This window comes from Pelagerythrobacter sp. Soil_C_18, assembly GCF_057657235.1.
This window is the reverse complement of record NZ_JBDGIU010000001.1, coordinates 839820-861507: the sequence shown is the minus strand read 5'-3', so window position 1 is coordinate 861507 and position 21688 is coordinate 839820. Positions and strand designations below refer to the sequence as shown.

Here is a 21688-nt window from a genome sequence, read left to right as displayed (position 1 = left end):
GAGAGAATTGATGCATATCCGTAAGTGGGCAAGGCGCACGCTCGGGCTGATGGCTGCCACGGCTCTCACGGGCTGCGCTCAGACCACACCACCTCAGGCGGCGGCATCCCCCTCGGCAGAGGCGGAGGAACGTCCGAACGTCCTTTTCATCCTGGTCGACGATCTCAAGCCCGCCCTCGGTGCGTTCGGCGATCCCTATGCCATCAGCCCGAATATCGATGCGCTCGCGGCGCGCGGCACGCGGTTCGAACGAGCCTACGCCAATCAGGCCGTCTGCGCGCCGAGCCGGATCAACCTGATGACGGGTACGCGCTCGACTTCGACCGGCATCTATGACTTCGGGATGGACCTGCGCGACTACATTCCGAACGCAGTGACCCTGCCCGAGCGGTTCAAGCAGGCCGGGTATCACACCGAAGCGATCGGCAAGGTCTTTCACGTCGGCCACGGGTCGGACGACGATCCCGCGAGTTGGTCGATCGCGCCGCACAAGGACAAGGTGGTCGAATACCTGCTGCGCGAAAGCACCGGCGGCCAGCCGACCCGCGAGGAGGCGCTGTTCTACGAGGTTCCGGTCCCCCAGGGGCAGGACGTCTGGGCCTATGCCGCCACGCTGCCGCGCGGCGCGGCGTTCGAGGCGCCGGATGTCCCGGACGATGCCTATGCCGACGGCCGCGTCGCCCGATACGCCGCCGGCCGGCTTGCCCGGCTCCGGGATGCGGACGCGCCTTTCTTCGTCGCCGTCGGGTTCGCACGCCCGCACCTCCCGTTCTCGGTGCCGAAGAAGTACTGGGACCTCTACGATCCGCAGCGCCTGCCTTTGCCCGAACATGAGGTTCTGCCCGACGGCGCGCCGCAGTTCGCAGGCAAGGTGGGCGGCGAGATCGTGGCGTACAAGCCGGTCCCCGAAGGACTGGGCAAGGACTACCCTGAGGCGCTGAAGCGGCGCCTGATGCACGGCTATTATGCCGGGGTCAGCTACGTCGACGCGCAGATCGGCTATCTGCTCGACGCGCTCGAGGCCGAGGGGCTGCGGGACGACACAATAGTCGTGCTGTGGGGCGATCACGGGTATCATCTGGGCGACCACGGCCTGTGGACCAAGCACACCAATTACGAGCAGGCGGTCCGCCAGGCGATGATCCTCGCCGGGCCGGGAACCGGCGGTGCGGCGCAGGCGCCGGATCACGTGGTCGAGACGGTCGATCTCTATCCCACGCTGCTCGAGCTTGCGGGCATTTCGATGCCGGGCGGTGCGCAGCACGTCGACGGCGAGAGCATGGTGCCGGTGCTGCTCGGCCGGCCCGCGCAGCTCGAGAATTTCGCCTATCACAGCTTCAACCGTCCCGATCGCATCGGGCAGGCGATCCGGACGGAACGCTATCGGCTAGTCCGCTGGACGCATGAGAAGACGGGCCAGGTCGACGTCGAATTCTACGACCTGAAGGCCGATCCGGGCGAGACGCGCAATCTGGCCGGGACCATGCCCGACGTGGAGGCGCGGCTGGCCGCGATCCTCGATGCGCAGCCGAAGCCCAAATCGGTCAACCCGCGCGACCTGCGCAAGGGGAGCGGGCAGTGAGGATACACTGGGTCGCGCCGGTGCTTGCCGCCGTTATGCTCTCGGTGCCGCTCGCCGCGCAGGACGCAGCCAAGCCCGTCGTTGCCGACGATATCTTCCTCGACCACCCGTCGATGGACCGCAACGCGACCGTGATGCCCGGCCCGGATGCGCGCCCGGTCGAGCCGATCTTCTCCGACCGCGCGCTCGGCGACGCCTCGATTGCCCGGGCGGAGGATGGGCGCTGGTTCCTGACCGGAACGACGCTCCGCACCGGCCCGCGCCACGGCGTGTCGTTATGGACGTCCAGCAACGGCCGCGACTGGACCGCGCATGGACCGGCGAAGATCTCGGGCCACGGCATCCGCGCCGGTGACACGTCCGAGCGCTATCTGGCGCCGTCGGTCACGGTGGGGGGCGACGCCCTCTATCTCGCCTTCGCAGACAAGACGGGCTGCGCACGCGTGGCCGCGGGCAAGGTCGCCGCCCCCGACGGCGCGTTCGCCGCGAGCCCATGCCTGATCGACGGCGCAAGCGACGTCTCGCTGTTGGTCGACGACGGCACGCACTACCTGCTGTGGGGCGGCGGCTGGATCGCGAAGCTCGCGCCTGATCTATCGCGGCTCGCCGAGGCGCCGCGCTTCCTGAAACCCGATCAGGCGCTGTTCGCCGAGGCACCGCCGGAGGGCAAGGACTGGCCCGTGCGCACCCACGTCGGGCGCAGTGGCGTGACGATGTTCAAGCATGGCGGCCGCTACTGGCTGGCCGCGAGCGAAGTCACCGGCCGGCTGCGTACGGCGACCGACGACCTCTTCCTCGCCTCCGCGCCGACGCCCTATGGCCCCTTTTCGATGCGGATGCTGGCGGTCCCCCATGCCGGGCAAAGCTCGATCGTGACGCTCGACGACGGGCGCCTCGCGGCGAGCTACAATCCCGAATGCGACGACGATTTCGCGCTGTTCTGCGAACAGGTCGGTCTCGTCCCGCTCGAAACGGCGCCCGACGGGCGGCTGCGCCAGGCGGCATCGATACTGACCGAGGACAGCGCCGTCGCCGCGCGCAGCCCGCTCGTCGCCAGCGAGACGATGCGCGATCCCTCGGTCACGCTCGGCCACGACGGCTATTACTATCTCGTCGGCACGCTCAACGGCTATGGCTATCACCGGCCGGAGGGCGGAGTGAAGCTCTGGCGCTCGCAGGACCTCGAGACCTGGGAGGATCGCGGCTCCGTCTGGCAGTGGCAGGACATGGGCTACGACTTCGGCGGCCGCGTCGCCGAGCTCTGGGCGCCCGAGATCCGCTGGGTCGAAGCCGACCGGACCTACTACCTCGCCTTCTCGGTCATGGAGCGGGGAGTCGGCGGAAAGACCTGGCTCTACCGCTCGACCAGCGGCACCGCTGCCGGTCCGTACGAGAACGTGACCGACGGCTATTTCGTAGACGGCATCGACGGCTTCCCGTTCGAGGACGAGGACGGCCTCTACTTCCTGTGGGGCGGCGGCAACATCGGCAAGCTCAATGCCGCGCGCGACGGGTTCGAGGGACCGGTGCGGCAGCTCGTCGACACCGACGGCGATCACGTCGGTTACGAAGGCAACGCGCTGATCAAGGTGAACGGCGTCTACTTCCTCACCGGCGCCGAATGGCACGGGCCGCTGCGCACGCACGGCACCTACGATATGATGTACGGCACGTCGAAGACCCTGTTCGGCCCCTACAGCCAGCGGCGGATGGGGGCGCCCCATGGCGGGCATGGCACGCCGTTCCGGGACAAGGAGGGGCGCTACTGGTACACCATGTTCGGCAACGATCCGACGGCGCCCTGGCGGATGCATTTCGGTCTGGTGCCGATCGATATTGGCGATCCGGCATCGATCGGGATACCGCGGATCGACAGCTCGCCTCGGGACTAGCGGCAGCGCTGCCAGCACGACAAAAAAGAGGGCGGCCGAGTTCTCGCTCGGCCGCCCCTCCGGTTCGCAAGGCAAGGACGGTTAACGGGGGGACGTATCACCCTGCGTTGCGGAGCTGGTTGCGCCTTCGCCGGCGGCGGAGACGGTGCCGGTGCCGGCGATCAGGGCGTCGCCGCTGGCGCTGAGGTCGGCGGCGGAGATGGCGGCGGTTCCATCTGGCGTGGCGACGAGCGCCTGCTGCACGCGGCCCTGCTGGTCGGCGACCACTTCGCTGACCGTGCCGAGCTGCGCGCCGTCCGGCGTCACGACCGGCATTCCGGGGGTGACGGAGAAGGCGCCGTCGGCTGCCGCGGCCGCGCTGCCGGCAGCAGCCAGCATGCTGGAGCCGAGACCGGCCGCGCCCGATCCGGCCGCCGAACCCGCAGCCGAGCCGCTGCCGCTGGCCGACGCGGCGAGATTGCCTGCCGCACTCGCCGCACCGGCGGCGCTGCCGCGGACCGTGGCGACGCCGTCAGCCGCCGTAGTGACGCCCTGCGCCGCGAGGCCGCGAACCGCGTCGGTGCCGACGAGCTGCGCATCGGCGCCAAGCGAGCCCGAGGCGCTGCCCGAGGCCGAGGCGTTGCCGTTCGCCGAACCCGCCGGGCCGTTCAGAAGCTGAGAGGCCGCGCCATCGACACTGGCGTCGAGCGAGCGGTCGACCGAGATCTCGCCCGAGCGATGATCGACGCGCTGCTCGCCGCGGGTTCGGGCGTCGCCGCGCACGGTGCTGCGGGTGGTCGTGCGGATCGAGTCGGTCGACGTGCGGACGGTGGAGTTGATCGCGCCGTTCACGGTGCCGCCGAGGCCGCCGAGCGCGCCTCCGCTGCCGCCGAGGAGCTGCGCGTGCGCGGGCGCGGCGAACAGTGTGAGAGCCGAAGCTGCGAGAAGAAGGTTCTTCATGGCATATCCCTTTCTTTCCGGCGAACGCGGGAGGATGCGTTCGCTTGAAAGGGAAACGGGTGCCGTGCGGCGCTTAATCCATCAGTCGCGAGATTTTTTCGGCACGCCCTCGCAGGAGCCGCAGATCAGGCCGCGGCCATAGGTCTCGTCCGCCCCCTTGCGGCCAAGGTCCTCCGCCTGCGCGTCGAGCGCGGCGCGCCAGGCGCGGCCTCGCCCGATCGCTAGAGCCGTGCGGCCCGCGACGAGCGGGGTCGCGAACGAGGTGCCGCGCAGGCGCACGCGGTCGCCATCGGCATCAATGCCGTGGATGTCGGCGCCGGGCGCCGAATAATCCAGATGGAGCGCGCGGCCCGCCTCGATCAGCGCGCGGCGCCGGCCGTCGACCCCGGTCACTGCGACCACGCCATCGTAGGACGCGGGATAGGCAGGCGGTGCCGCCGGGCCGCCATTGCCCACCGCCGCGACCACGACCACCCCCTTGCGCTGCGCCACGCCGATCGCACGTTCGAGAACCGGATTTCGCGGGCCGACGAGGCTGATCGTCACCACTTTCGAGCCCGCGCCGACCAGCCAACCGAGCCCCTTGGCCATGGCCAGCGCGTTGCCCCCCGCGTCGTCGGTGCCGTAGACGTCGGCGACCCGGATCGGGCCCGCTCCGGCATGGACGAGCAGCGAGGCGATCGCGCTGCCGTGGTTGCTGGGGTAGGGCGCGCCTTTCGCGAAGCCGCGGATCGCGGCGACCGGCACGGCCTTGCCCGGGGCGCCATCGATCATGCCGACCGGCGCCCCGCCGCTCGTCGCGGTCGCGGCGGCGAGCGGGAGGGGCGGAGCGCTGACGGGGCGGGGGGCGGCGCCCGACTGGAAGTGCAGATTGTCCGGCGCGACGCTCGCCTCCGGCATCAGCCGCGCCAACGCGCCCTCGGCTTCGGCGAGATCCATCCCCTCGGGTACCTGCAGCCTGACGACCACGAAGCCGAGGCCTTCGATCTCCTCTTGCGAGAGGACCCCGAAACCCGCCGCTTCACCGGCCGCCAGCGCCTTGGCCGAGGCATCCATCACCAGAATCTCTCCCCTCCGGGCGGGCGCGCCGCGGGCGTCCCGCTCGATCACGTCGCCGTGCCGCCGTACGAGCCGGTCGATGGTCCGGAGCCGGTCGCGCGCGAGATCCTCGACCGTACCGCGCAGATCGCGCGTCGTGCGGTCGAGCACGTCGGTGGTGGTGTCGAGCGCCCCGCCGATGTCCGGCACCTGCACGCCCGGCAGCGCGATCTGCGCGGACACGGGCGCGGCGATCAGGGCGCAGGCGGCGGAAATGAGGAAAATTCGGCGCATCGGCTGTCCCTTGTCTCGCGAAAGCGATTAAGCATGGATGAAACGCATGTCGTGATCCGTTTAATCCGTGGAAGGCAGAGGCACTGAGCACGAAGTTCGAACAGGACTTGCTGGACCTGCTGCCCCGGCTGCGCCGTTTCGCTGCCGGGCTGGCGGGCAATCCTGCGGACGGCGACGACCTCTGCCAGATGTCGCTCGAACGCGCGCTCGCCAACCGGTCCAAGTGGCAGGAGGGTACGCGCCTCGACAGTTGGATGTACAGGATCATGCGCAACATCTGGATCGACGAGGGCCGCGCGGGGAGCCGCCGCAGGCAGACCTTCGTGGACGAGGAAGCCGGCGTGGGGCAGGGCGGCGACGGCGCGCAGGAAGCCGCGGTCGAGCTGTCCTATGTCGACCGGGCGATGCAGAAGCTGCCGTCCGACCAGCGCGAGGCGGTGCTGCTCGTGATGGTCGAAGGCTATGCCTACAAGGAAGCAGCGGAGATCGTCGGCTGCCCGGTCGGCACGCTCAACTCGCGCCTGGTGCGCGGGCGCGACGCGCTGATGGCGATGCTGGGAGAAGCGCAATGACCGTGACCAGAGAGGAACTGGCGGCTTTCGCAGACGGCGAACTGACCGGCGAGCGCGCGGCGCAGGTCGCTGCCGCCGTCGCCGCCGATCCCGCGCTGGCGGGCGAGGTCGAGGCGCACCGCGCTCTCCGTGCGCAGCTGGCTGACCATTACGCACCGGTCGCCGCGGCGCCGGTGCCGGACCGCTTGGCCGCCCTGCTGGCGCAGCCGCAGGAGGCCGAGGTCGTCAATTTCGCCGAAGCCAAGGAACGGCGCGCGGCGCGCCGCACTATCCCGCGTTGGGGGTGGATCGTCGGGCCGGCGCTCGCCGCGTCGCTCGCGCTGGTGGTGCTCCTACCGGGGAGCGGCGACGACGGTGCGCCTTACGCCGACCCGCAGCTCGCGGGCGTTCTCGATACGCGGCTCGTGGCCGAACAGGCGCCCGGCGCGGACACGCGCATATTGCTCAGCTTCCGCGCGCAGGGCGGCGACGTCTGCCGCGTTTTCAGCGGTGAAGGCGGCGGGGGGATCGCCTGCCGCGACCAGCAGGGCTGGCGCCTCGAAGCGCTCGGCGAGGGCAGCGCCAGCGCCTCGACCGAATATCGCATGGCGGGGGCGAGCGAAGCAGCCCTGCTGAGCCGCGCGCAGGACATGGCGCAGGGCCCGGCTCTCGACGCCGCGGCGGAAGCGGAGGCGCAAGCGAACGGCTGGCGCTGAATTCCCGGCGAGTTCTTCGCACTTGCAGCGCGATCGTTCGCTGCCTAAAAGCCGCGTTCCACCGGACCCGGCGCTGCCGGGTGGCTCGGCCCGGCGCCTATCCCCGGGACAACTTTCCAGACCGGCTTTCATTGCCGCGCATCGTGATCGCACCAGCATCGCGCCTGCGCCCGCCGGTCACCGTGTGTCGGACGAAGTTTCAAGATGATCGATATTCCCGCGTTCAAGCGCGAGTGGCTCTCCAATCCCCGGCGCGACATTCTCGCCGGCATCGTCGTCGCGCTTGCGCTGATCCCCGAAGCGATCGGCTTCTCGATCATTGCTGGGGTCGACCCGCGCGTGGGGCTCTACGCCTCGTTCTCGATCGCGGTAATCATAGCGCTCGTCGGCGGACGCCCCGGTATGATCTCCGCCGCGACCGCCGCCGTTGCCGTGCTCGTCACGCCGCTGATCCGCGAGCACGGGCTCGATTACCTGTTCGCTGCGACGATCCTGATGGGCGTGATTCAGATCGCGGCCGGATACCTGCGGCTGCACCTGCTGATGCAGTACGTCTCGCGTTCGGTGATCACCGGCTTTGTCAACGCGCTCGCGATCCTGATTTTCATGGCGCAGCTCCCCGAACTGATCGGCGTGCCGATGGCCACTTACGGGTTCGTCGCGGCAGGCCTTGCGATCATCTACCTGTTCCCGCGCCTGACCCGTGCCGTGCCCTCACCGCTGGTCGCCATCGTGATCCTGACGGCCGTGGTCTATTACGCCGGGTTCGACGTGCGCACCGTGGGCGACATGGGCGAGTTGCCCTCCTCGCTTCCGCAGTGGCTGTTTCCGGACGTGCCTTTCACGCTCGAGACGCTGCAGATCATCTTCCCCTATTCGGCGACCATGGCCGCCGTCGGCCTGCTCGAATCGATGCTGACCGCGCAGATCGTCGACGATCTGACCGACACCGGTTCGGACAAGCAGCGCGAGATGAAGGGGCAGGGCATTGCCAACTTCTTCACCGGCTTCCTCGGCGGGATGGGTGGCTGCGCGATGATCGGCCAGTCGGTGATCAATGTGAAGTCGGGCGGCGAGACGCGGCTTTCGACCTTCGTCGCCGGCTCGTTCCTGCTGTTCCTGATCGTCGTGCTCGGCCCGCTGGTGGCGCGGATCCCGATGGCCGCGCTGGTCGCCGTGATGATCATGGTATCGATCGGCACCTTCTCATGGCGCTCGATCCGCGACATCCGCCACCATCCCTGGCAGTCCTCTGTGGTCATGGTGGTCACCGTCGCGGTGGTTGTGTGGACCCACGACCTCGCGCAGGGCGTGCTCGCGGGCGTGATCCTCTCGGGCCTGTTCTTCGCGAGCAAGGTCAAGCGGCTGTTCACGGTCGAGAGCGAGCTCTCGGCCGATGGCGCGACCCGCACCTACCGCGTCGAGGGGCAGGTGTTCTTCGCCTCGTCCGACAGTTTCGTCTCGGCGTTCGATTACAAGGAAGTGGTCGACCGCGTGGTGATCGACGTGGGCCGGGCGCACTTCTGGGACATTTCCGCGGTCGGCACGCTCGACAAGGCGATCCTCAAGTTCCGGCGCGAGGGTACCGCAGTCGAGGTCGTCGGGCTCAACCCGGCCAGCGCGGCGATGATCGAGCGTTACGCCGTGCATGACAAGCCGGGCGCCGAAGCGCATTCTGGAGGGCACTGATGGGAGAGAACGCGATGGAACGGGTGCTCGCGGCGATCGATGCGTCCGCCTACACCGAAAGCGTTTGCCGCCTTGCCGCGTGGGCCGCGGCGCGGCTGGAACTGCCGGTCGAGCTGCTCCACGTCGTGCAGCGGAGCGATCCGGTCACCGCGCGGCGCGACCTGTCCGGTTCGATCGGGCTCGGGGTCAAGAGCGAGCTGATGGAAGAGCTCGTCCGTCTGGCCGAAGCCGATGCGCGGGCGGAGATCGAGAAGGGGCGCGCACTCCTCGCCACGGGCGAGGCGCTGCTGCGGGAGGCGGGCGTGCCGAACGTCGTCCCGCTCCACCGCCATGGCGGAATCGTGGAGACGATCATCGAGCGCGAGGAAGCGGCACGGGTCGTGGTCATCGGTAAGCGGGGCGCGAGCCACGAGTTCGCGAGCGACCATATCGGATCGAAGATCGAGCGCGTCGTGCGCGCGAGCAGCAAGCCGGTGCTGGTCGCCGCTCGCGCATTTCATGAACCGCGGCACGTGGTGCTTGCCTACGACGGCAGCCCCGCCGCCGGGCGCGCGCTGGAGCGCTTGGCGAACTCGCCGTTGTTCGCCGCGCTGCCGGTGACCATGGTCATGGCCGAGGCGCGCGGCGAGGGCGACCGGGGCGAGCTCGAACGCGCGGCTGCGTCGATCGCCGGCGGGCGATCCGTGCAGACGCTGGTCGAACGCGGCAAAGCGGAGCAGGCGATCGGGGAAATCGTCGCCGGCATCGACGGAGCGCTGCTGATGATGGGCGCCTACGGCCATTCGCCGATCAGGACCATGATCGTCGGCAGCACGACGACCGCGATGATCCGCACGGTGAAGGCGCCGGTGCTGTTGGTGCGCTGACAAGCCGCTTCGGTGCCGCTAGGGTCCTGCGTTCAGGGATTGGACGAGGGGACTTCCACGATGCGGAAACTGGCGATTCTGGGCGCGAGCCTTCTGGTGTTTCAGGCGCAAGCCGGGCTGGCGCAGGATCAGGATCAGCAGGCGCCGCAAGAATCCCCCGCTCCGGAGAGCTCGGCAGAGCAGCGCCCCGACACGGCCATGTCGGGTTCCGCCATCGGCATGGACCGCAGCGGGCCCGAGCGGCGCTTCACCGGCGCTGACCTGTTCGACCTCGCCATCGCCGCCGATCCGCAGATCAGCCCTGACGGGCGCCATATCGCCTATGTCCGCCGCTCGAACGACATCATGTCCGACCGCGCGCTGAGCACGATCTGGCTGATCGACACCCGCACCGGGGAGGAAGTGCCGATCGCCGGGCGCGGGGGCGATGCCTTCTCCCCTCGCTGGTCGCCTGGCGGTGACCGCCTCGCCTATGCCTCGACCGAGGGCGGCAGTCCCCAGCTATGGGTGCGCTGGATGGAGGGCGGGGAGGCGGTGCGCCTCACGGGCCTGCCGACGAGCCCGTCGAACGTGACCTGGTCGCCCGACGGCCGCTCGATCGCCTATACGATGCTGGTAAAGCAGGAGGGGCCGAAGCTCGGCGCCGCCCCCGCGAACAAGCCCGAAGGCGCCGAATGGGCCGAGCCGCTCGAGGTTCACGACCTCCTCACCTACCGCGCGGACGGGCAGGGTTACATCGAGCCGGGGTTCGAGAAGGTCTTCATCGTTCCGGCAACGGGCGGTGCGCCGCGCCAGCTCACCTTCGGCCGTTACCACGACGGCGGGCCGCTGAGCTGGTCGCCGGATGGCAGAACGCTCTACTTCGGCGCCAACCGCAGTGCCGACTGGCAGACCGATCCGCTGGAGGGCGAAATCTACGCGCTCGACGTGGCGACCGGCGGCCTCACCCGGCTGACCGACCGCGATGGCCCCGACGGCAGCCCACTCGCCTCGCCCGATGGGAAGCTGATCGCCTATCTCGGCTTCGACGATGCCCTGCGCGCGTACGAGAACACCAATCTCTACGTCATGAACCGCGACGGTTCGGGCCGCCGCAACCTGACTGCCGACCGGGATTTCAGCGCCGCCAGTATCGCTTGGGATGCCGACGGCCGCGGCATCTACGTCCAGTACGACGAGCGGGGCGAGACCAAGGTCGCGCGCGTCGGCCTCGACGGCTCGATCCGCGAGGTGATCGGCGGGCTGTCGGGCGGCGGGTTCGACCGGCCCTATACCGGCGGCAGCTTCTCGGTCGCCGCGGACGACAGCATCGCCTTCACCGGCGGAACCGCCACGCGCCCGGCCGAAGTGCAGATCGCCCGCGGCGGGGAGGCGCGCATGCTGACCGACCTCAACCGTTCGCTGCGCGAAGTGAAGGCGCTCGGCGAAGTGCGCAAGATCACGGCCGCATCGAGCCATGATGGCCTGGAGATCGATGGCTGGCTGACCCTGCCGCCCGGCTATGTCGAGGGGCAGCGGGTGCCGCTGATCCTGGAGATCCACGGCGGACCCTTCGCGGCCTACGGCCCGCATTTCTCGACCGACAACCAGCTCTATGCCGCAGCAGGCTACGCCGTGCTCTCGGCCAATCCGCGCGGTTCGACGAGTTATGGCGAGGCTTTCGCGAACGAGATCGACAAGGCCTATCCGGGCAACGACTACTTCGACCTTATGAGCATCGTCGACCGGGCGATCGCGCTCGGCATTGCCGATCCCGACGCGCTGTTCGTCACCGGCGGCTCGGGCGGCGGCGTGCTGACGAGCTGGATCGTCGGCAATACCCACCGCTTCAAGGCGGCGGCGACGCAGAAGCCCGTGATCAACTGGACGACGCAGGCGCTCACCGCCGACGGTCCGGCCTTCTTCGGACGCTACTGGCTCGGCGCCCAGCCGTGGGAGGATCACGAGACCTACTGGCGCCTTTCGCCGCTCTCGCTGGTCGGCAACGTCGAGACGCCGACGCTGGTCGTGGTCGGCAGCGAGGACTACCGCACGCCGGTCAGCGAATCCGAGCAATACTATACCGCGCTGCGCCTGCGCGGAGTGCCGACCGCGCTGGTGAAGGTGCCCGGCGCCAGCCACGGCGGTATTGCCGCGCGCCCCTCGCAGTCGGCCGCCAAGGCCTCGGCCATCCTCGCCTGGTTCGCTCGTTACCGCGAGGGCTGGGAACGGCCTGCCACGGCAGCGGACTGACAAATTTTTCGCCCGCCGATACGGAAGCCCGTCCGCCGTGCATCGTGCCTGGAATGGGGGGTGTAGCAGCGCGCCGTGAGCAGGCAGAGCCGCGAGAGGATCATGGACTGGGTGGGGAGCGAGATCCTTCCCCACGAGAGCGACGTGCGCGCCTGGCTTCGCCGCACGCTCGATCCCGCCGATATCGAGGACGTCGTGCAGGAAGCCTATTGCCAGATCGCGCGGCTCGACGAGATCGGCCATATCCGTAGCGGCCGCGCCTATTTTTTCACCACCGCGCGCCACATCGTCCTCATGCAGCTCAGGCGCGCGCGCGTGGTGCGGATCGATTCGGTTACGGAAATCGATAACCTGAACATCGTTCTGGATGAGCCCTCGCCGGAGCGGGTGGCGGGCGGCCGCCGCGAGCTGGAGCGTGTGCGGCGGCTGATCGAAGGACTGCCCGAGCGATGCCGGAGGATATTCGAGCTGCGCAAGATCGAAGGCTTGCCGCAGCGCGAGGTGGCCCGCCGGCTGGGCGTGACCGAGCACGTGGTGGAGAACGACGTCGGCAAGGGTCTCAAACTGATTCTGCAAGCGATCGCGGAGGGGGAGCGGAACGCCGAGCAGGCATTGACGGAAATGGCACGAGATGAGCGAGCGCGAGACAGCACAGGCGATCTCTGATCGCGCGGCCGAATGGGTCGCCCGCATCGACCGCGAAGGCGGCGGCGCGGCCGCGCGTGCCGAACTGGAGGCCTGGCTCGCCGGGGACGAACGCCGGCGCGGCGCCTATTTTCGCGCGCAGGCGGCGTGGCGCATGCTCGACCGGGCGAGCGTTCTGAGCGCCGGCCAGGCTCCGGCGCAAGAGGCCGTCCCGGAAGCGCTAGAGGGTGAGGCCCAGGCGGACCTGTCCCACGCCGATCGCGGACGCGCACTGCCGCGCCGACGGGTCCTCTGGGGCGCCGGTGCTGCCATTGCGGCAAGCCTCGCGGCTGGTCTGTTCCTACCGGAGATCCTCCAGCCTCCGTCGCAGCGGATCGAGACCGCGCTCGGCGAGATCAGGCGCGTGCCGCTGGAGGATGGCTCGCTTGCGGCGGTCAACACCCAGACGACGCTGGACGTCACACTCACCCCCGAGGTGCGCGAGATCGAGCTGGCACGGGGCGAGGTCTGGTTCCAAGTCGCCAAGGACCGGACGCGGCCATTCGTGGTCGAAGCCGGCGAGGTGCGGGTGAAGGCCGTCGGCACTGCCTTCGCCGTGCACCGCACGGGCGGCGGGGTCGAGGTTCAGGTCACCGAAGGCACCGTCGAGGTCTGGCGCGACGGGGAGGCGGGGGCGCTCCGCCGCGTCTCCGCCGGCATGCGCACGTTCGTCGGCAAGACGCCCGGCGCGCCGCAGGTGGTCGCCACCGGTGAAGAGATCGACCGCTCGCTTTCGTGGCGCACGGGTCAGCTCGTCTTCGAAGGCGACACGGTGGCGGAGGCCGCTGCCGCGTTCAATCGCTACAACGCGGTCAAGCTGGAGATCGCCGACCCGGCGCTGGGGCAGGAGAAGATGATCGGCCGCTTCCGCACCAACGAACCCGAGGCCTTCGCCCACGCGGCGGCGGCGCTGCTCGACGCCCGTGTCGAGGCCGGGCCCGACCGGATCGTGCTGTCGCGAAAGTGACAGAAAGGGCCGCGGCAGAAACGGAAAAGCCTACGTGATGCATCGTAGTCATGGGACCCGAACAACGGGCGATGACATGGGAGGGATTACATGCGGTATCGCGATCTTCGCGGCGCTCTTGCGGCTTCGGCGGCTGTCTGCGCGGTTGCCGTGGCCACGCCGGCCACGGCGCAGACGAGAACCTTCGACGTGCCGGCCCAGCCGGCGGCGACTGGCATCCCGGCGGTGGCGGCACAGGCCGAAGTGCAGATCCTGGTCAGCGCGGCGGCGGTCCGGGGCAAGTCGATCCGTGCGCTGAAAGGCGCCATGACGGTCGACCAGGCGATCCGCCGCATCGCCGCCGATGCGGGCCTGCGGATCGTTTCGAGCGACGACAGCACCTACGCGCTGGCGCCCGCTCCGGCATCGGCCCCGAGCCCGTCGGCGAGCGCCGCGCCGGAAGCGGCGCCCCACCGCCAGGAGGTGATCATTGTCACCGCGCAGAAGCGCGAGGAATCGATCCAGGACGTGCCGATCGCCGTCACCGCGATTTCCGGCGAGGGGCTCGACGACTACAAGATCGAAACCGGCGCCGAACTGCTGCGCGCCGTGCCCAACGTCAACTTCTCCAAAAGCAATTTCAGCATGTACAACTTCTCGATCCGCGGGGTCGGGACCAAGGCGATCTCGGCGGCGAGCGATCCCGCGGTCGCGGTCAGCTTCAACAACACCGCGCTGGCGCGCAACCGATTGTTCGAGTCGGAATTCTTCGACATGGCGCGGATCGAGGTTCTGCGCGGGCCACAGGGCACGCTCTACGGCCGCAACGCCACGGCGGGCGTGGTCAACCTGATCCCGGCGCTGCCGACCGATGAACTGGAAGGCTCGGTCAAGGCCGAGGTGGGCAGCTATTCCACCCGCCGGCTGAACGGCATGCTCAACGTGCCGCTGGGCGATACCTTCGGCGTGCGCGTGGCCGGCCAGTGGACCAAGCGCGACGGGTTCGATTACAACACCTTCACCCAGCAGCGCGTGAACGGCCGCGACCTGTGGTCGACCCGCGCGATCGCCGAATGGGAACCGAGCGACCGCTTCCGCGCCAACGTCATCTGGCAACATTTCGAGGAAGACGACAACCGCTCGCGCACCGGCAAGCAGCTTTGCCACACCGACCCGGGGCCCGAGATGGTCGGCGACATCGCGATCACCGATCCGGTGCTGCGTGGACGCATGAGCCAGGGGTGCCTGCCAGGATCGCTTTACGACGACGGCGCCTACGGCGTGCCGAATGGCGACAGCCTCGTCTATCTAACCGTGCCGACCGGCATCTCTCTCGGGCGCTCGGTTCTTCCTGATGGCACCAGGGGCCCGCCGGTGTACGTCACCAACAGCGGCGATCCGTATGAGGGTTTGACGCAATCGCGCGACCTGCGCGAGATCGCGACCAGCTATGACCCGAAGTTCCGCGCCAAGAACGACGTCGTGCAGCTCAACCTCGAGTTCGAACCGTCAGACGGCCTGACGCTGGTATCGCAGACGACCTATTCGCGGGATCGCTACTTCTCGACTCAAGACTACAACCGCTTCGTTTCTGCCCCGCTGTTCAACGATTCGACGCAGCCGCTAGTCACCGGCCGCGGCATACCACTGGACACCGAGACATACCCAGGTCCGACGCCGGGCGGCATCTTCTGCGATCCGCAGCTGGGATGTTCGGATCGCATGGTTTCGGCAGACCTAAGCCAGTCGCGCAATCGCCAGTGGTCGCAGGAAATTCGGCTGCAATCCGATTTTGACGGTCCCGTAAACTTCAACGTTGGCGCGAATTATCTCGATTTCAAAACGCAAGACAATTACTATGTTTTCAACAACATGTTCACCCTTATCGCGGACTGGTTCTATAGTAGTGTCCCGCCATTTGGCCATCCCGCTTCTGGGCAGAACGCAACGCTGCCATGCGAGCTCGGTGTCGAGGAGCGCGAATGCGTTTACGTCGACCGCAATCCTATCGGCAGCTTGAACAATCAGGGCCACAACTACTTCCTCAGCCAGAACGGGGTCCGGACCAAGAGCTGGGCCGCATTCGGTGAGTTGTACTGGAACATTGCCGACGACCTCAAGTTGACGCTCGGCCTTCGCTATACGCGCGACAAGAAGACATCGACCCAGATCCCCAGCCAGTTGCTGCTGGGGGGCGGCACCGAAACGGATTTCCCCGGAGGCACAACGGGCGGACGAGTGAACAGCGGCTATCCCGCGCTGCCGGACATCGAGCAAAAGTGGGGCGAGTTCACCGGGCGGGCGGTGCTCGACTGGCAGCCGGTGCTAGGTTTCACCGACGATACGCTGATCTATGCGTCGTTCGCGCGCGGGTACAAGGGCGGGGGGACCAATCCGCCGCGCGTCGATTTCAATCCAGACGTGGTGCAGTATCAGCCGCTGCCGCAGACGTTCCGCCCCGAGTTCCTCAACGCGTTCGAGATCGGCATGAAGAACACCTTCGCCGATGGCCGGCTGATCCTCAATGCGACGGCGTTCTACTACGATTATGACGACTATCAGATCTCGCAGATCGTGGACCGGATCGCCTACAACGAGAACTTCGATGCGACGACCTGGGGGCTCGAGTTCGAAGCGGCCTGGCGCCCCTCGCGAAACTTCAGGTTGGATGCCAACTTCGGCTACCTGCAGACCAAGCTCGCCGACGGCGCGCAGTCGATCGACGTGATGAACCGCACCCAGGGCAACGAGGACTGGATGCTGCTCCGTCCCTGGCTTCAGGTGCCGTCAAACTGCATCGCGCCGACCGAGTTCGTGGAGCAAATCCTGGCAGCGCAAACCGGATTGGAACAGCTGGCGCTGTCGGCGCTCTGCCCGGGATCGAACCGGATCGGCAATTTCAATCCGGACGCCCCTCCCGGACAACTGCCGTACTGGGCCTTCTTCGGGTTCACCTACGATCCCTTCGCCGCCTACAATCCGGACACGGTGGGCCTCAACATCGCCGACGGCGGCAGCGGCGCGCCGAACGGCGGGCGCGGGTTCTATGCCGACTTGTCCGGCAACGAGCTGCCCAATGCCCCGCGCTGGACGATGAACCTCGGCGCCCAGTACACCTTCTTCCTCGAAGACGACGACTGGGAGCTGACCTTCCGCGGAGACTACTACCGGCAGGCGAAGAGCTATGCGCGGGTCTACAACACCGAATACGACCGGCTGAAGGCGTGGGACAACTTGAATCTCGCGGTGACGCTCGAGCGCCCGGAATCGCAGCTCGCCTTCCAGCTTTATGTGAAGAACGTGTTCAACGATGCGCCGATCACCGACTTCTTCACCAACAGCGACGACACGGCGTTGACGACCAACGTCTTCACTCTCGATCCGCGCATCATCGGCTTCAGCGTGACCAAGGGGTTCTAGCACATCTCCCTCTCCCCGAGGGACACTGGGCCGGCGTCTCGCCTCTCCGGAGGCAGGCGTCGGCCTCTTTCGCGTGCCGTCAGGGGCGGAATGTCTGGCCTTCGGCGGCGTCGGTTCGTAACGAGCGGGCGAGTTAGGATGGAGAAGGCATGACGTTCCAGATCGAAGGCTTCGACTTGGCCCGCTTCGTGCGCGAGACGCTGGCCGAGGATCTGGGCGAGGGGCTGCCCGGTGGCGGGCGCGACGTTACCAGCGAGAGCGTCATCCCGGCCGAGGCGCGCTTTTCCGGTGCGATGGACACGCGCGATGCGATCGTGGTCGCGGGGCTGCCGATCGCCGCGGCCTTCTTCCGCGTGCTCGATCCCGAGATGGAGATCGAGGTGCTGGCGGAGGAGGGCGCCCGGGTACCTGCCGGGACCGACCTGATGCGCCTCTCGGGCAAGGCGCGGGCCATGCTCACTGCGGAGCGCAGCGCGCTCAACACGGTGCAGCACCTCTCCGGCATTGCGACGATGACGCGCGCCTATGTCGACGCGATGGGCGATGCGGACTGCGTGCTGCTCGACACGCGCAAGACGATCCCCGGCCTGCGCCATCTCGAGAAGTACGCAGTCCGCATGGGCGGGGCGCAGAACCACCGCATGGGCCTGTGGGATGCGGCGATGATCAAGGACAACCACGTCCTCGTCGCCGGCGGCGTGGCCGAGGCCGTGCGCCGCGCGCGCGAGGCCGGGGTCGCGACGATCATCTGCGAGATCGACCGATTGGACCAGATCGAGCCCGCGCTGGAGGCCGGCGCACACCATCTGCTGCTCGACAACATGGACCCCGCGACGCTGCGCGAGGCGGTTGCCATAGTCGCCGGCCGCGTCCCGACCGAGGCGAGCGGCGGCATCGACCTGACGACCATCGCCGCCATGGCCGCGACGGGCGTCGACTACGTCTCCGTCGGCCGCCTCACTCAGAGCGCGCCCGCGGCGGACATCGGGCTCGACTTCACGCCGTTGTGAGGGTTGCGGCACTCCTAGCGCTCGGTGTGCTCGGCGCAGGCAGCGCTGCGCACGCCCAGGCCTACCAGTGCCAGGTGCCCCGAGCTGTCTCCGTGCCCGATGTCGCGCGGGAGGGGCCGGCGCGGCAGGTGCCGGTGCGGGGATACACGCTGGCACTGTCGTGGTCGCCGGAGTTCTGCAAGGGGCGCGAGGGGCGGGCGGCGCAGCGGATGCAGTGCTCGGGCCGCAATGGCCGCTTCGGGTTCGTGGTCCACGGGTTGTGGCCCGAGGGGCGCGGCACCTGGCCGCAGTGGTGCCCGACCGCGCGTCGCGCGTCGCCGGCCGAGGTGCGGCGGAACCTGTGCATGATGCCCTCCGCATCGCTCGCGGCGCGGCAGTGGGCCAAGCACGGCAGTTGTATGGTCGCCAGGCCCGAGACCTACTTCAAGGTCACGCGCATCCTGTGGGACAGCCTGCGCTTTCCCGACATGGACCGGCTCTCGCGGCAGGAGGGGCTGACGGCGGGCACGATCCGCGAGCATTTCCTGCTCGCCAACCGCGGCTGGCGGGCGGACGCGGTGGGGGTGCATCTCGACGGACGAGGTTGGCTGGAGGAGTTGCGGCTCTGCTATGGCAAGGACTTCCGGCCGACGAAGTGCGATGCGCGGCGGTATGGGGCGAAAGACGCGGCGCCGGTGAAGGTGTGGCGCGGGTTGTAGAATCCGCCGACTACCGTCTTTCGCGGAAGAAGGCGCGCAGCAGCTCTGCCGCTTCGGCTTCGCCCATGCCGGAGTAGACCTCCGGCCGGTGCAGGCTCTGTGGATGGTCGAACACGCGCGCGCCGTGTTCGACGGCGCCGCCCTTGGGATCGGGCGCGGCGTAGTAGAGGCGGGCGATGCGGGCATGGACGATCGCGCCGGCACACATGGCGCAGGGCTCCAGCGTGACCCACAACTCGCAGCCTGTCAGGCGCTCGTCGCCGAGTGCGGAGGCGGCGGCGCGGATCGCCGCGATCTCGGCATGGGCGGTCGGGTCGTGCGCCGCGCGCGGGGCGTTGCGCCCCTCGCCGATGATCGCGCCGTCCCGCACGACGACAGAGCCGATCGGCACTTCGCCGGCATCGGCGGCCTCTTGCGCGAGGGCTAATGCGCGTTGCATGGGATCGGGGATCGGCCAGCGGCTCATGGCGTCCGGGGCTAGCGGCACCCCGCGCAGGGTGCAACGCGCTTGACGATTCGCATGAGCCCCGCTAAGCGCGCCGCTTTCCGGGACGGCTATGGCCTCTAGTCCCATCAGATCACGAACGAGAGATTTTCCCATGTCGCGCATCTGCGAACTGACCGGCAAGGGCCGCCAGGTCGGCCACAACGTGAGCCACGCCAACAACAAGACCAAGCGTGTCTTCCTGCCGAACCTGCAGCACGTCACGCTGATGAGCGAGAAGCTGGACCGCAGCTTCAAGTTCCGCGTCTCGACGCACGGCCTGCGCTCGGTTGAGCACAACGGCGGCCTCGACAACTGGCTGCTCAAGACCCGTGACGAGAAGCTCAGCGCGCGCGCGCTCAAGGTGAAGCGCGAGCTCAAGAAGACTCAAGCAGCCGTCTGATTCGGACGGGCGCCTGCGGGCGCTCCCGCGAACAGGATCTCGAAAAGGGCGTGCGAAGCGATTCGCGCGCCCTTTCGCTGTGTCCGGCTTCAGGGTGTCCAGCGCAGGCGGTAGAGCAGCGTGCGCTGGAGGACGGCGTTGTTGTCGTCGCTGATGAGCCAGACGGTCACCGATCCGTCTGCGCGTGGGACGGCCGCGATCCCTTCGAAGTTGTCGGCCGGCAGCGGGGCGGCGATCGCGCCGATCTCGCGCCCGCGCCAGACCTCGCCGGCGTGGATCGCATCCGGATTGGCCACGGCGATGCGCACGGCAAAGGCATAGGGGAGCCCGAGCGTGACCGCTCGGTGGAGAATCAGCACCCGGCCGTCGGGCAGGGGCGTGACATCGACCGGGCGGTAGCCAGCCGGCGGTGCGTAGCGGAATTCGACCGGCGGGGCGCCTTCCACCGGATCGCTCGGGAACAGCAGCGCCTCCTGGTACTGCTCCGACCAGTCGGGCCGCCCTTCCTGCAGAACCAGAAAACGTCCGTCGGGCAGCCGCGCCAACGCCTCCGGTCCGCCGTTGCTCGACCACCGGCGCATGGCGGGCGGGGAGACCGATTCGCCCTCGACTAACTCCGGGCCGAAGCGGACGATCGAATTGCGCCCTTCGTATGCGACCCAGATGCGGTCCGCGGCCGGGTCGCTGGCCAGCGCTTCGGCGTCCACGGCGTGCTTGTTCTCGGTAGCCTCACCGCCGATCGCGCCGAATTCGGGCGGCTGCGGGGCGGCGCCGGGCGGGGCGAAGCGCAGGAAACGCCCGCGGTCGCTGGCGGCGAGAAGGCGCCCGTCCGGCAGCGCAAGCAAGGCGGAATAGCCGCCGAAGTGGCTGTTCGCGCTGCGCAGTTCCCACACTCCCTCGATCGCGAATTCGCCAATGTGGCCCCGGTCGACCTCGACGGGTGTGATTTCGAGGATGGGCCGCAAGTCCTGCACCGGCACTGTGCGCAGCCATGTGCCGGGCGCTGCGAGCACCACGACCGCGAGGATCGCGAGGAGCCGGATTCGCGTGGGGCGGCGCATGGCCGTGCGGGTCGCCGTTCCTCGTCGGCCGGTCAAGCGGTCACGGCATCGGGCCGAGGAAAAGCAGCGGGTCCAGACGCGCGTCGCGCCACTTGAGGCTCCAGTGCAGATGCGGTCCGGTTGCGCGTCCGCTGGCGCCGATATTGCCGATGTGCTGCCGCCGGCGGACGACCTGCCCTTCCTTCACGGTGATCCGGGAGAGGTGGAGGAAGGCGCTGTTGAGCCCCTGGCCGTGATCGATGATGAGCAGGTTGCCCTCGAGGCTGAAAGGCTTTTCCGGCGCAAGCACGACCACCCCGTCGGCGGGCGCGACGAACGGCGTGCCGCTCTCGCCGGTCGCGATGTCGAGCCCCGAGTGGTAGGCGCCGGGCTCCCCGCGATACACCCGCTGGGAGCCGAAGCGGCCGGAGATGCGGCCCGTTGCGGGCCAGATAAAATCCTGCCGCCAGCCGTCGATGTTGGATTCGATCTCGCGCGCCGCGTAGATCTGTTCGAGCTCCGGCCGCCGGATCTTCATGAACGCCTCGCTCGGTCCGCCGGACCTGCGCGCAACGTTCACGTGTTCGATATTCCAGTCTCGCGGGCTGACCGCGATCGGGCTCTCGATCATGCGTCCGTCGGAAAGGGTGGCGACGAGCTTGGCCGACGGCCCCGCGTCGCGGTCGAAGGCGGCGAAGAAGCGGCCCTCCGCATCGAGCGCAAGCTCCTGCTCGCCGAGCCGCGCGGAGACCGTTCCGGCCGGTGCCTGCCCGCGGATCCAGCCGCCCTGCGTCGTCTCGCCCTGGAAGAGGAAGGTCGTCGGGCCGGGCAGCGGCGCGGGAGTGGGGCGGGGCATCGGACTTGGCGTCGGGCTCGGGACAGGCGTCGGGATCGGCTGGACCACGGCGTCCGGGACCTGCGGCGAAGGGATGCAGCTTGCAAGCGCGGCTGCAGCGCCTGCGCCGGTCAGTGCGCGAATGGTAAAGGCTGCGCGGCTCATTCGCCTTTGTTCAGACGGCGCGTGGCGATCTCGGCGCTGGCATAGGGCTCCTGCCGGTCGACGCTCCAGTAGCGCAACTCCTCCAGAGGAATAGCCTCGCCCGTCACTGCGCAGAACACGTGCTGCCCGGGCCGCATCACGCGAAACGCGTTGGGGCCGTAAGCGAGCTTCGCCTCGCCGTTGCTGCCGGAATTCATCAACATG

The 21688-nt window shown here is 68.6% G+C and carries 19 protein-coding genes and 1 other annotated feature; of the genes, 13 read left to right on the top strand and 6 right to left on the bottom strand.

The window, feature by feature from the left end; all coding sequences use genetic code 11:
* The first annotated feature begins 10 nt into the window (after positions 1-10).
* Both AC3A5N_RS04025 and AC3A5N_RS04020 read left to right on the top strand, forming a co-directional pair.
* Positions 11-1582, top strand: coding sequence for a sulfatase (locus AC3A5N_RS04025; protein WP_487736014.1), 1572 nt, complete (start codon positions 11-13; stop codon positions 1580-1582).
* On the top strand, positions 1579-3474 hold the full coding sequence (locus AC3A5N_RS04020; protein ID WP_487736013.1) for a family 43 glycosylhydrolase: 1896 nt from the start codon (positions 1579-1581) through the stop codon (positions 3472-3474). Before AC3A5N_RS04025 ends, AC3A5N_RS04020 begins: the two co-directional genes overlap by 4 nt.
* An 81-nt stretch (positions 3475-3555) precedes the next feature.
* On the opposite strand, the gene AC3A5N_RS04015 is transcribed toward AC3A5N_RS04020, so the two are convergent.
* Positions 3556-4413, bottom strand: coding sequence for a hypothetical protein (locus AC3A5N_RS04015; RefSeq protein ID WP_487736012.1), 858 nt, complete (start codon positions 4411-4413; stop codon positions 3556-3558).
* 81 nt (positions 4414-4494) lie between these two features.
* Entirely contained in the window at positions 4495-5745 is a 1251-nt protein-coding gene (locus AC3A5N_RS04010) for a S8 family serine peptidase (protein WP_487736011.1), read from the bottom strand.
* A gap of 107 nt (positions 5746-5852) precedes the next feature.
* Between AC3A5N_RS04010 and AC3A5N_RS04005 the strand changes: the two genes are divergently transcribed.
* From AC3A5N_RS04005 to AC3A5N_RS03960, 10 genes are all read left to right on the top strand, one after another.
* Entirely contained in the window at positions 5853-6317 is a 465-nt protein-coding gene (locus AC3A5N_RS04005) for an RNA polymerase sigma factor (RefSeq protein WP_487736010.1), read from the top strand.
* Positions 6314-7012 (top strand): anti-sigma factor family protein, encoded by a 699-nt coding sequence (locus AC3A5N_RS04000; protein ID WP_487736009.1) that lies wholly within the window; start codon positions 6314-6316, stop codon positions 7010-7012. The genes AC3A5N_RS04005 and AC3A5N_RS04000 overlap by 4 nt, the downstream gene beginning before the upstream one ends.
* A 60-nt stretch (positions 7013-7072) precedes the next feature.
* Positions 7073-7126: a sequence feature (sul1 is cis-regulatory element that is thought to sense ions involved in sulfur or methionine metabolism; They are found in Alphaproteobacteria), on the top strand.
* A gap of 90 nt (positions 7127-7216) precedes the next feature.
* Positions 7217-8701 carry a SulP family inorganic anion transporter gene (locus tag AC3A5N_RS03995; protein ID WP_487736008.1) on the top strand — a complete coding sequence of 495 codons (1485 nt, stop codon included), beginning with the start codon at positions 7217-7219 and terminating at the stop codon, positions 8699-8701.
* Positions 8701-9567, top strand: a complete 867-nt coding sequence (locus AC3A5N_RS03990; protein ID WP_487736007.1) for a universal stress protein — start codon at positions 8701-8703, stop codon at positions 9565-9567. The genes AC3A5N_RS03995 and AC3A5N_RS03990 overlap by 1 nt, the downstream gene beginning before the upstream one ends.
* 60 nt (positions 9568-9627) lie before the next feature.
* The gene (locus AC3A5N_RS03985) at positions 9628-11799 is read left to right on the top strand and encodes a S9 family peptidase (RefSeq protein ID WP_487736006.1); all 2172 of its coding nucleotides are present in this window, start codon (positions 9628-9630) and stop codon (positions 11797-11799) included.
* A 75-nt stretch (positions 11800-11874) separates the two neighbouring features.
* Entirely contained in the window at positions 11875-12465 is a 591-nt protein-coding gene (locus tag AC3A5N_RS03980; protein ID WP_487736005.1) for an RNA polymerase sigma factor, read from the top strand.
* The gene (locus tag AC3A5N_RS03975; RefSeq protein WP_487736004.1) at positions 12431-13450 is read left to right on the top strand and encodes a FecR family protein; all 1020 of its coding nucleotides are present in this window, start codon (positions 12431-12433) and stop codon (positions 13448-13450) included. Before AC3A5N_RS03980 ends, AC3A5N_RS03975 begins: the two co-directional genes overlap by 35 nt.
* A 90-nt stretch (positions 13451-13540) precedes the next feature.
* Positions 13541-16849: a TonB-dependent receptor domain-containing protein gene (locus AC3A5N_RS03970; protein ID WP_487736003.1), complete on the top strand. Its 3309-nt coding sequence runs from the start codon at positions 13541-13543 to the stop codon at positions 16847-16849.
* A 149-nt stretch (positions 16850-16998) separates the two neighbouring features.
* Entirely contained in the window at positions 16999-17859 is an 861-nt protein-coding gene (gene nadC, locus AC3A5N_RS03965) for a carboxylating nicotinate-nucleotide diphosphorylase (RefSeq protein WP_487736002.1), read from the top strand.
* The gene (locus AC3A5N_RS03960; protein WP_487736001.1) at positions 17856-18557 is read left to right on the top strand and encodes a ribonuclease T2 family protein; all 702 of its coding nucleotides are present in this window, start codon (positions 17856-17858) and stop codon (positions 18555-18557) included. The genes nadC and AC3A5N_RS03960 overlap by 4 nt, the downstream gene beginning before the upstream one ends.
* A 10-nt stretch (positions 18558-18567) precedes the next feature.
* Here AC3A5N_RS03960 and tadA read toward each other — a convergent pair whose 3' ends face one another.
* Positions 18568-19023, bottom strand: coding sequence for a tRNA adenosine(34) deaminase TadA (tadA, locus tag AC3A5N_RS03955; protein ID WP_487736000.1), 456 nt, complete (start codon positions 19021-19023; stop codon positions 18568-18570).
* Between the two features lie 133 nt (positions 19024-19156).
* Here tadA and rpmB point away from each other — a divergent pair, with 133 nt between their 5' ends.
* Positions 19157-19444, top strand: a complete 288-nt coding sequence (rpmB, locus tag AC3A5N_RS03950) for a 50S ribosomal protein L28 (protein WP_487735999.1) — start codon at positions 19157-19159, stop codon at positions 19442-19444.
* Positions 19445-19533: 89 nt separating this feature from the next.
* Here rpmB and AC3A5N_RS03945 read toward each other — a convergent pair whose 3' ends face one another.
* The 3 genes from AC3A5N_RS03945 to AC3A5N_RS03935 are packed head-to-tail and all read right to left on the bottom strand — an operon-like array spanning position 19534 to position 21687.
* Positions 19534-20505 carry an esterase-like activity of phytase family protein gene (locus AC3A5N_RS03945; RefSeq protein WP_487735998.1) on the bottom strand — a complete coding sequence of 324 codons (972 nt, stop codon included), beginning with the start codon at positions 20503-20505 and terminating at the stop codon, positions 19534-19536.
* Between the two features lie 40 nt (positions 20506-20545).
* Complete coding sequence (locus AC3A5N_RS03940) at positions 20546-21484, bottom strand: M23 family metallopeptidase (RefSeq protein ID WP_487735997.1); 939 nt, start codon at positions 21482-21484, stop codon at positions 20546-20548.
* Positions 21481-21687 (bottom strand): DUF2093 domain-containing protein, encoded by a 207-nt coding sequence (locus AC3A5N_RS03935; protein ID WP_487735996.1) that lies wholly within the window; start codon positions 21685-21687, stop codon positions 21481-21483. The genes AC3A5N_RS03940 and AC3A5N_RS03935 overlap by 4 nt, the downstream gene beginning before the upstream one ends.
* Between the last annotated feature and the right edge of the window lies 1 nt (position 21688).

Coding starts and splice junctions, on each gene's coding strand:
- AC3A5N_RS04025 (WP_487736014.1), top strand. CDS start 11: ATGCATATCCGTAAGTGGGCAAGGCGCACGCTCGGGCTGATGGCTGCC.
- AC3A5N_RS04015 (WP_487736012.1), bottom strand. CDS start 4,413: ATGAAGAACCTTCTTCTCGCAGCTTCGGCTCTCACACTGTTCGCCGCG.
- AC3A5N_RS04010 (WP_487736011.1), bottom strand. CDS start 5,745: ATGCGCCGAATTTTCCTCATTTCCGCCGCCTGCGCCCTGATCGCCGCG.
- AC3A5N_RS04000 (WP_487736009.1), top strand. CDS start 6,314: ATGACCGTGACCAGAGAGGAACTGGCGGCTTTCGCAGACGGCGAACTG.
- AC3A5N_RS03995 (WP_487736008.1), top strand. CDS start 7,217: ATGATCGATATTCCCGCGTTCAAGCGCGAGTGGCTCTCCAATCCCCGG.
- AC3A5N_RS03990 (WP_487736007.1), top strand. CDS start 8,701: ATGGGAGAGAACGCGATGGAACGGGTGCTCGCGGCGATCGATGCGTCC.
- AC3A5N_RS03985 (WP_487736006.1), top strand. CDS start 9,628: ATGCGGAAACTGGCGATTCTGGGCGCGAGCCTTCTGGTGTTTCAGGCG.
- AC3A5N_RS03975 (WP_487736004.1), top strand. CDS start 12,431: ATGAGCGAGCGCGAGACAGCACAGGCGATCTCTGATCGCGCGGCCGAA.
- AC3A5N_RS03970 (WP_487736003.1), top strand. CDS start 13,541: ATGCGGTATCGCGATCTTCGCGGCGCTCTTGCGGCTTCGGCGGCTGTC.
- nadC (WP_487736002.1), top strand. CDS start 16,999: ATGACGTTCCAGATCGAAGGCTTCGACTTGGCCCGCTTCGTGCGCGAG.
- tadA (WP_487736000.1), bottom strand. CDS start 19,023: ATGAGCCGCTGGCCGATCCCCGATCCCATGCAACGCGCATTAGCCCTC.
- rpmB (WP_487735999.1), top strand. CDS start 19,157: ATGTCGCGCATCTGCGAACTGACCGGCAAGGGCCGCCAGGTCGGCCAC.
- AC3A5N_RS03945 (WP_487735998.1), bottom strand. CDS start 20,505: ATGCGCCGCCCCACGCGAATCCGGCTCCTCGCGATCCTCGCGGTCGTG.
- AC3A5N_RS03940 (WP_487735997.1), bottom strand. CDS start 21,484: ATGAGCCGCGCAGCCTTTACCATTCGCGCACTGACCGGCGCAGGCGCT.
- AC3A5N_RS03935 (WP_487735996.1), bottom strand. CDS start 21,687: ATGTTGATGAATTCCGGCAGCAACGGCGAGGCGAAGCTCGCTTACGGC.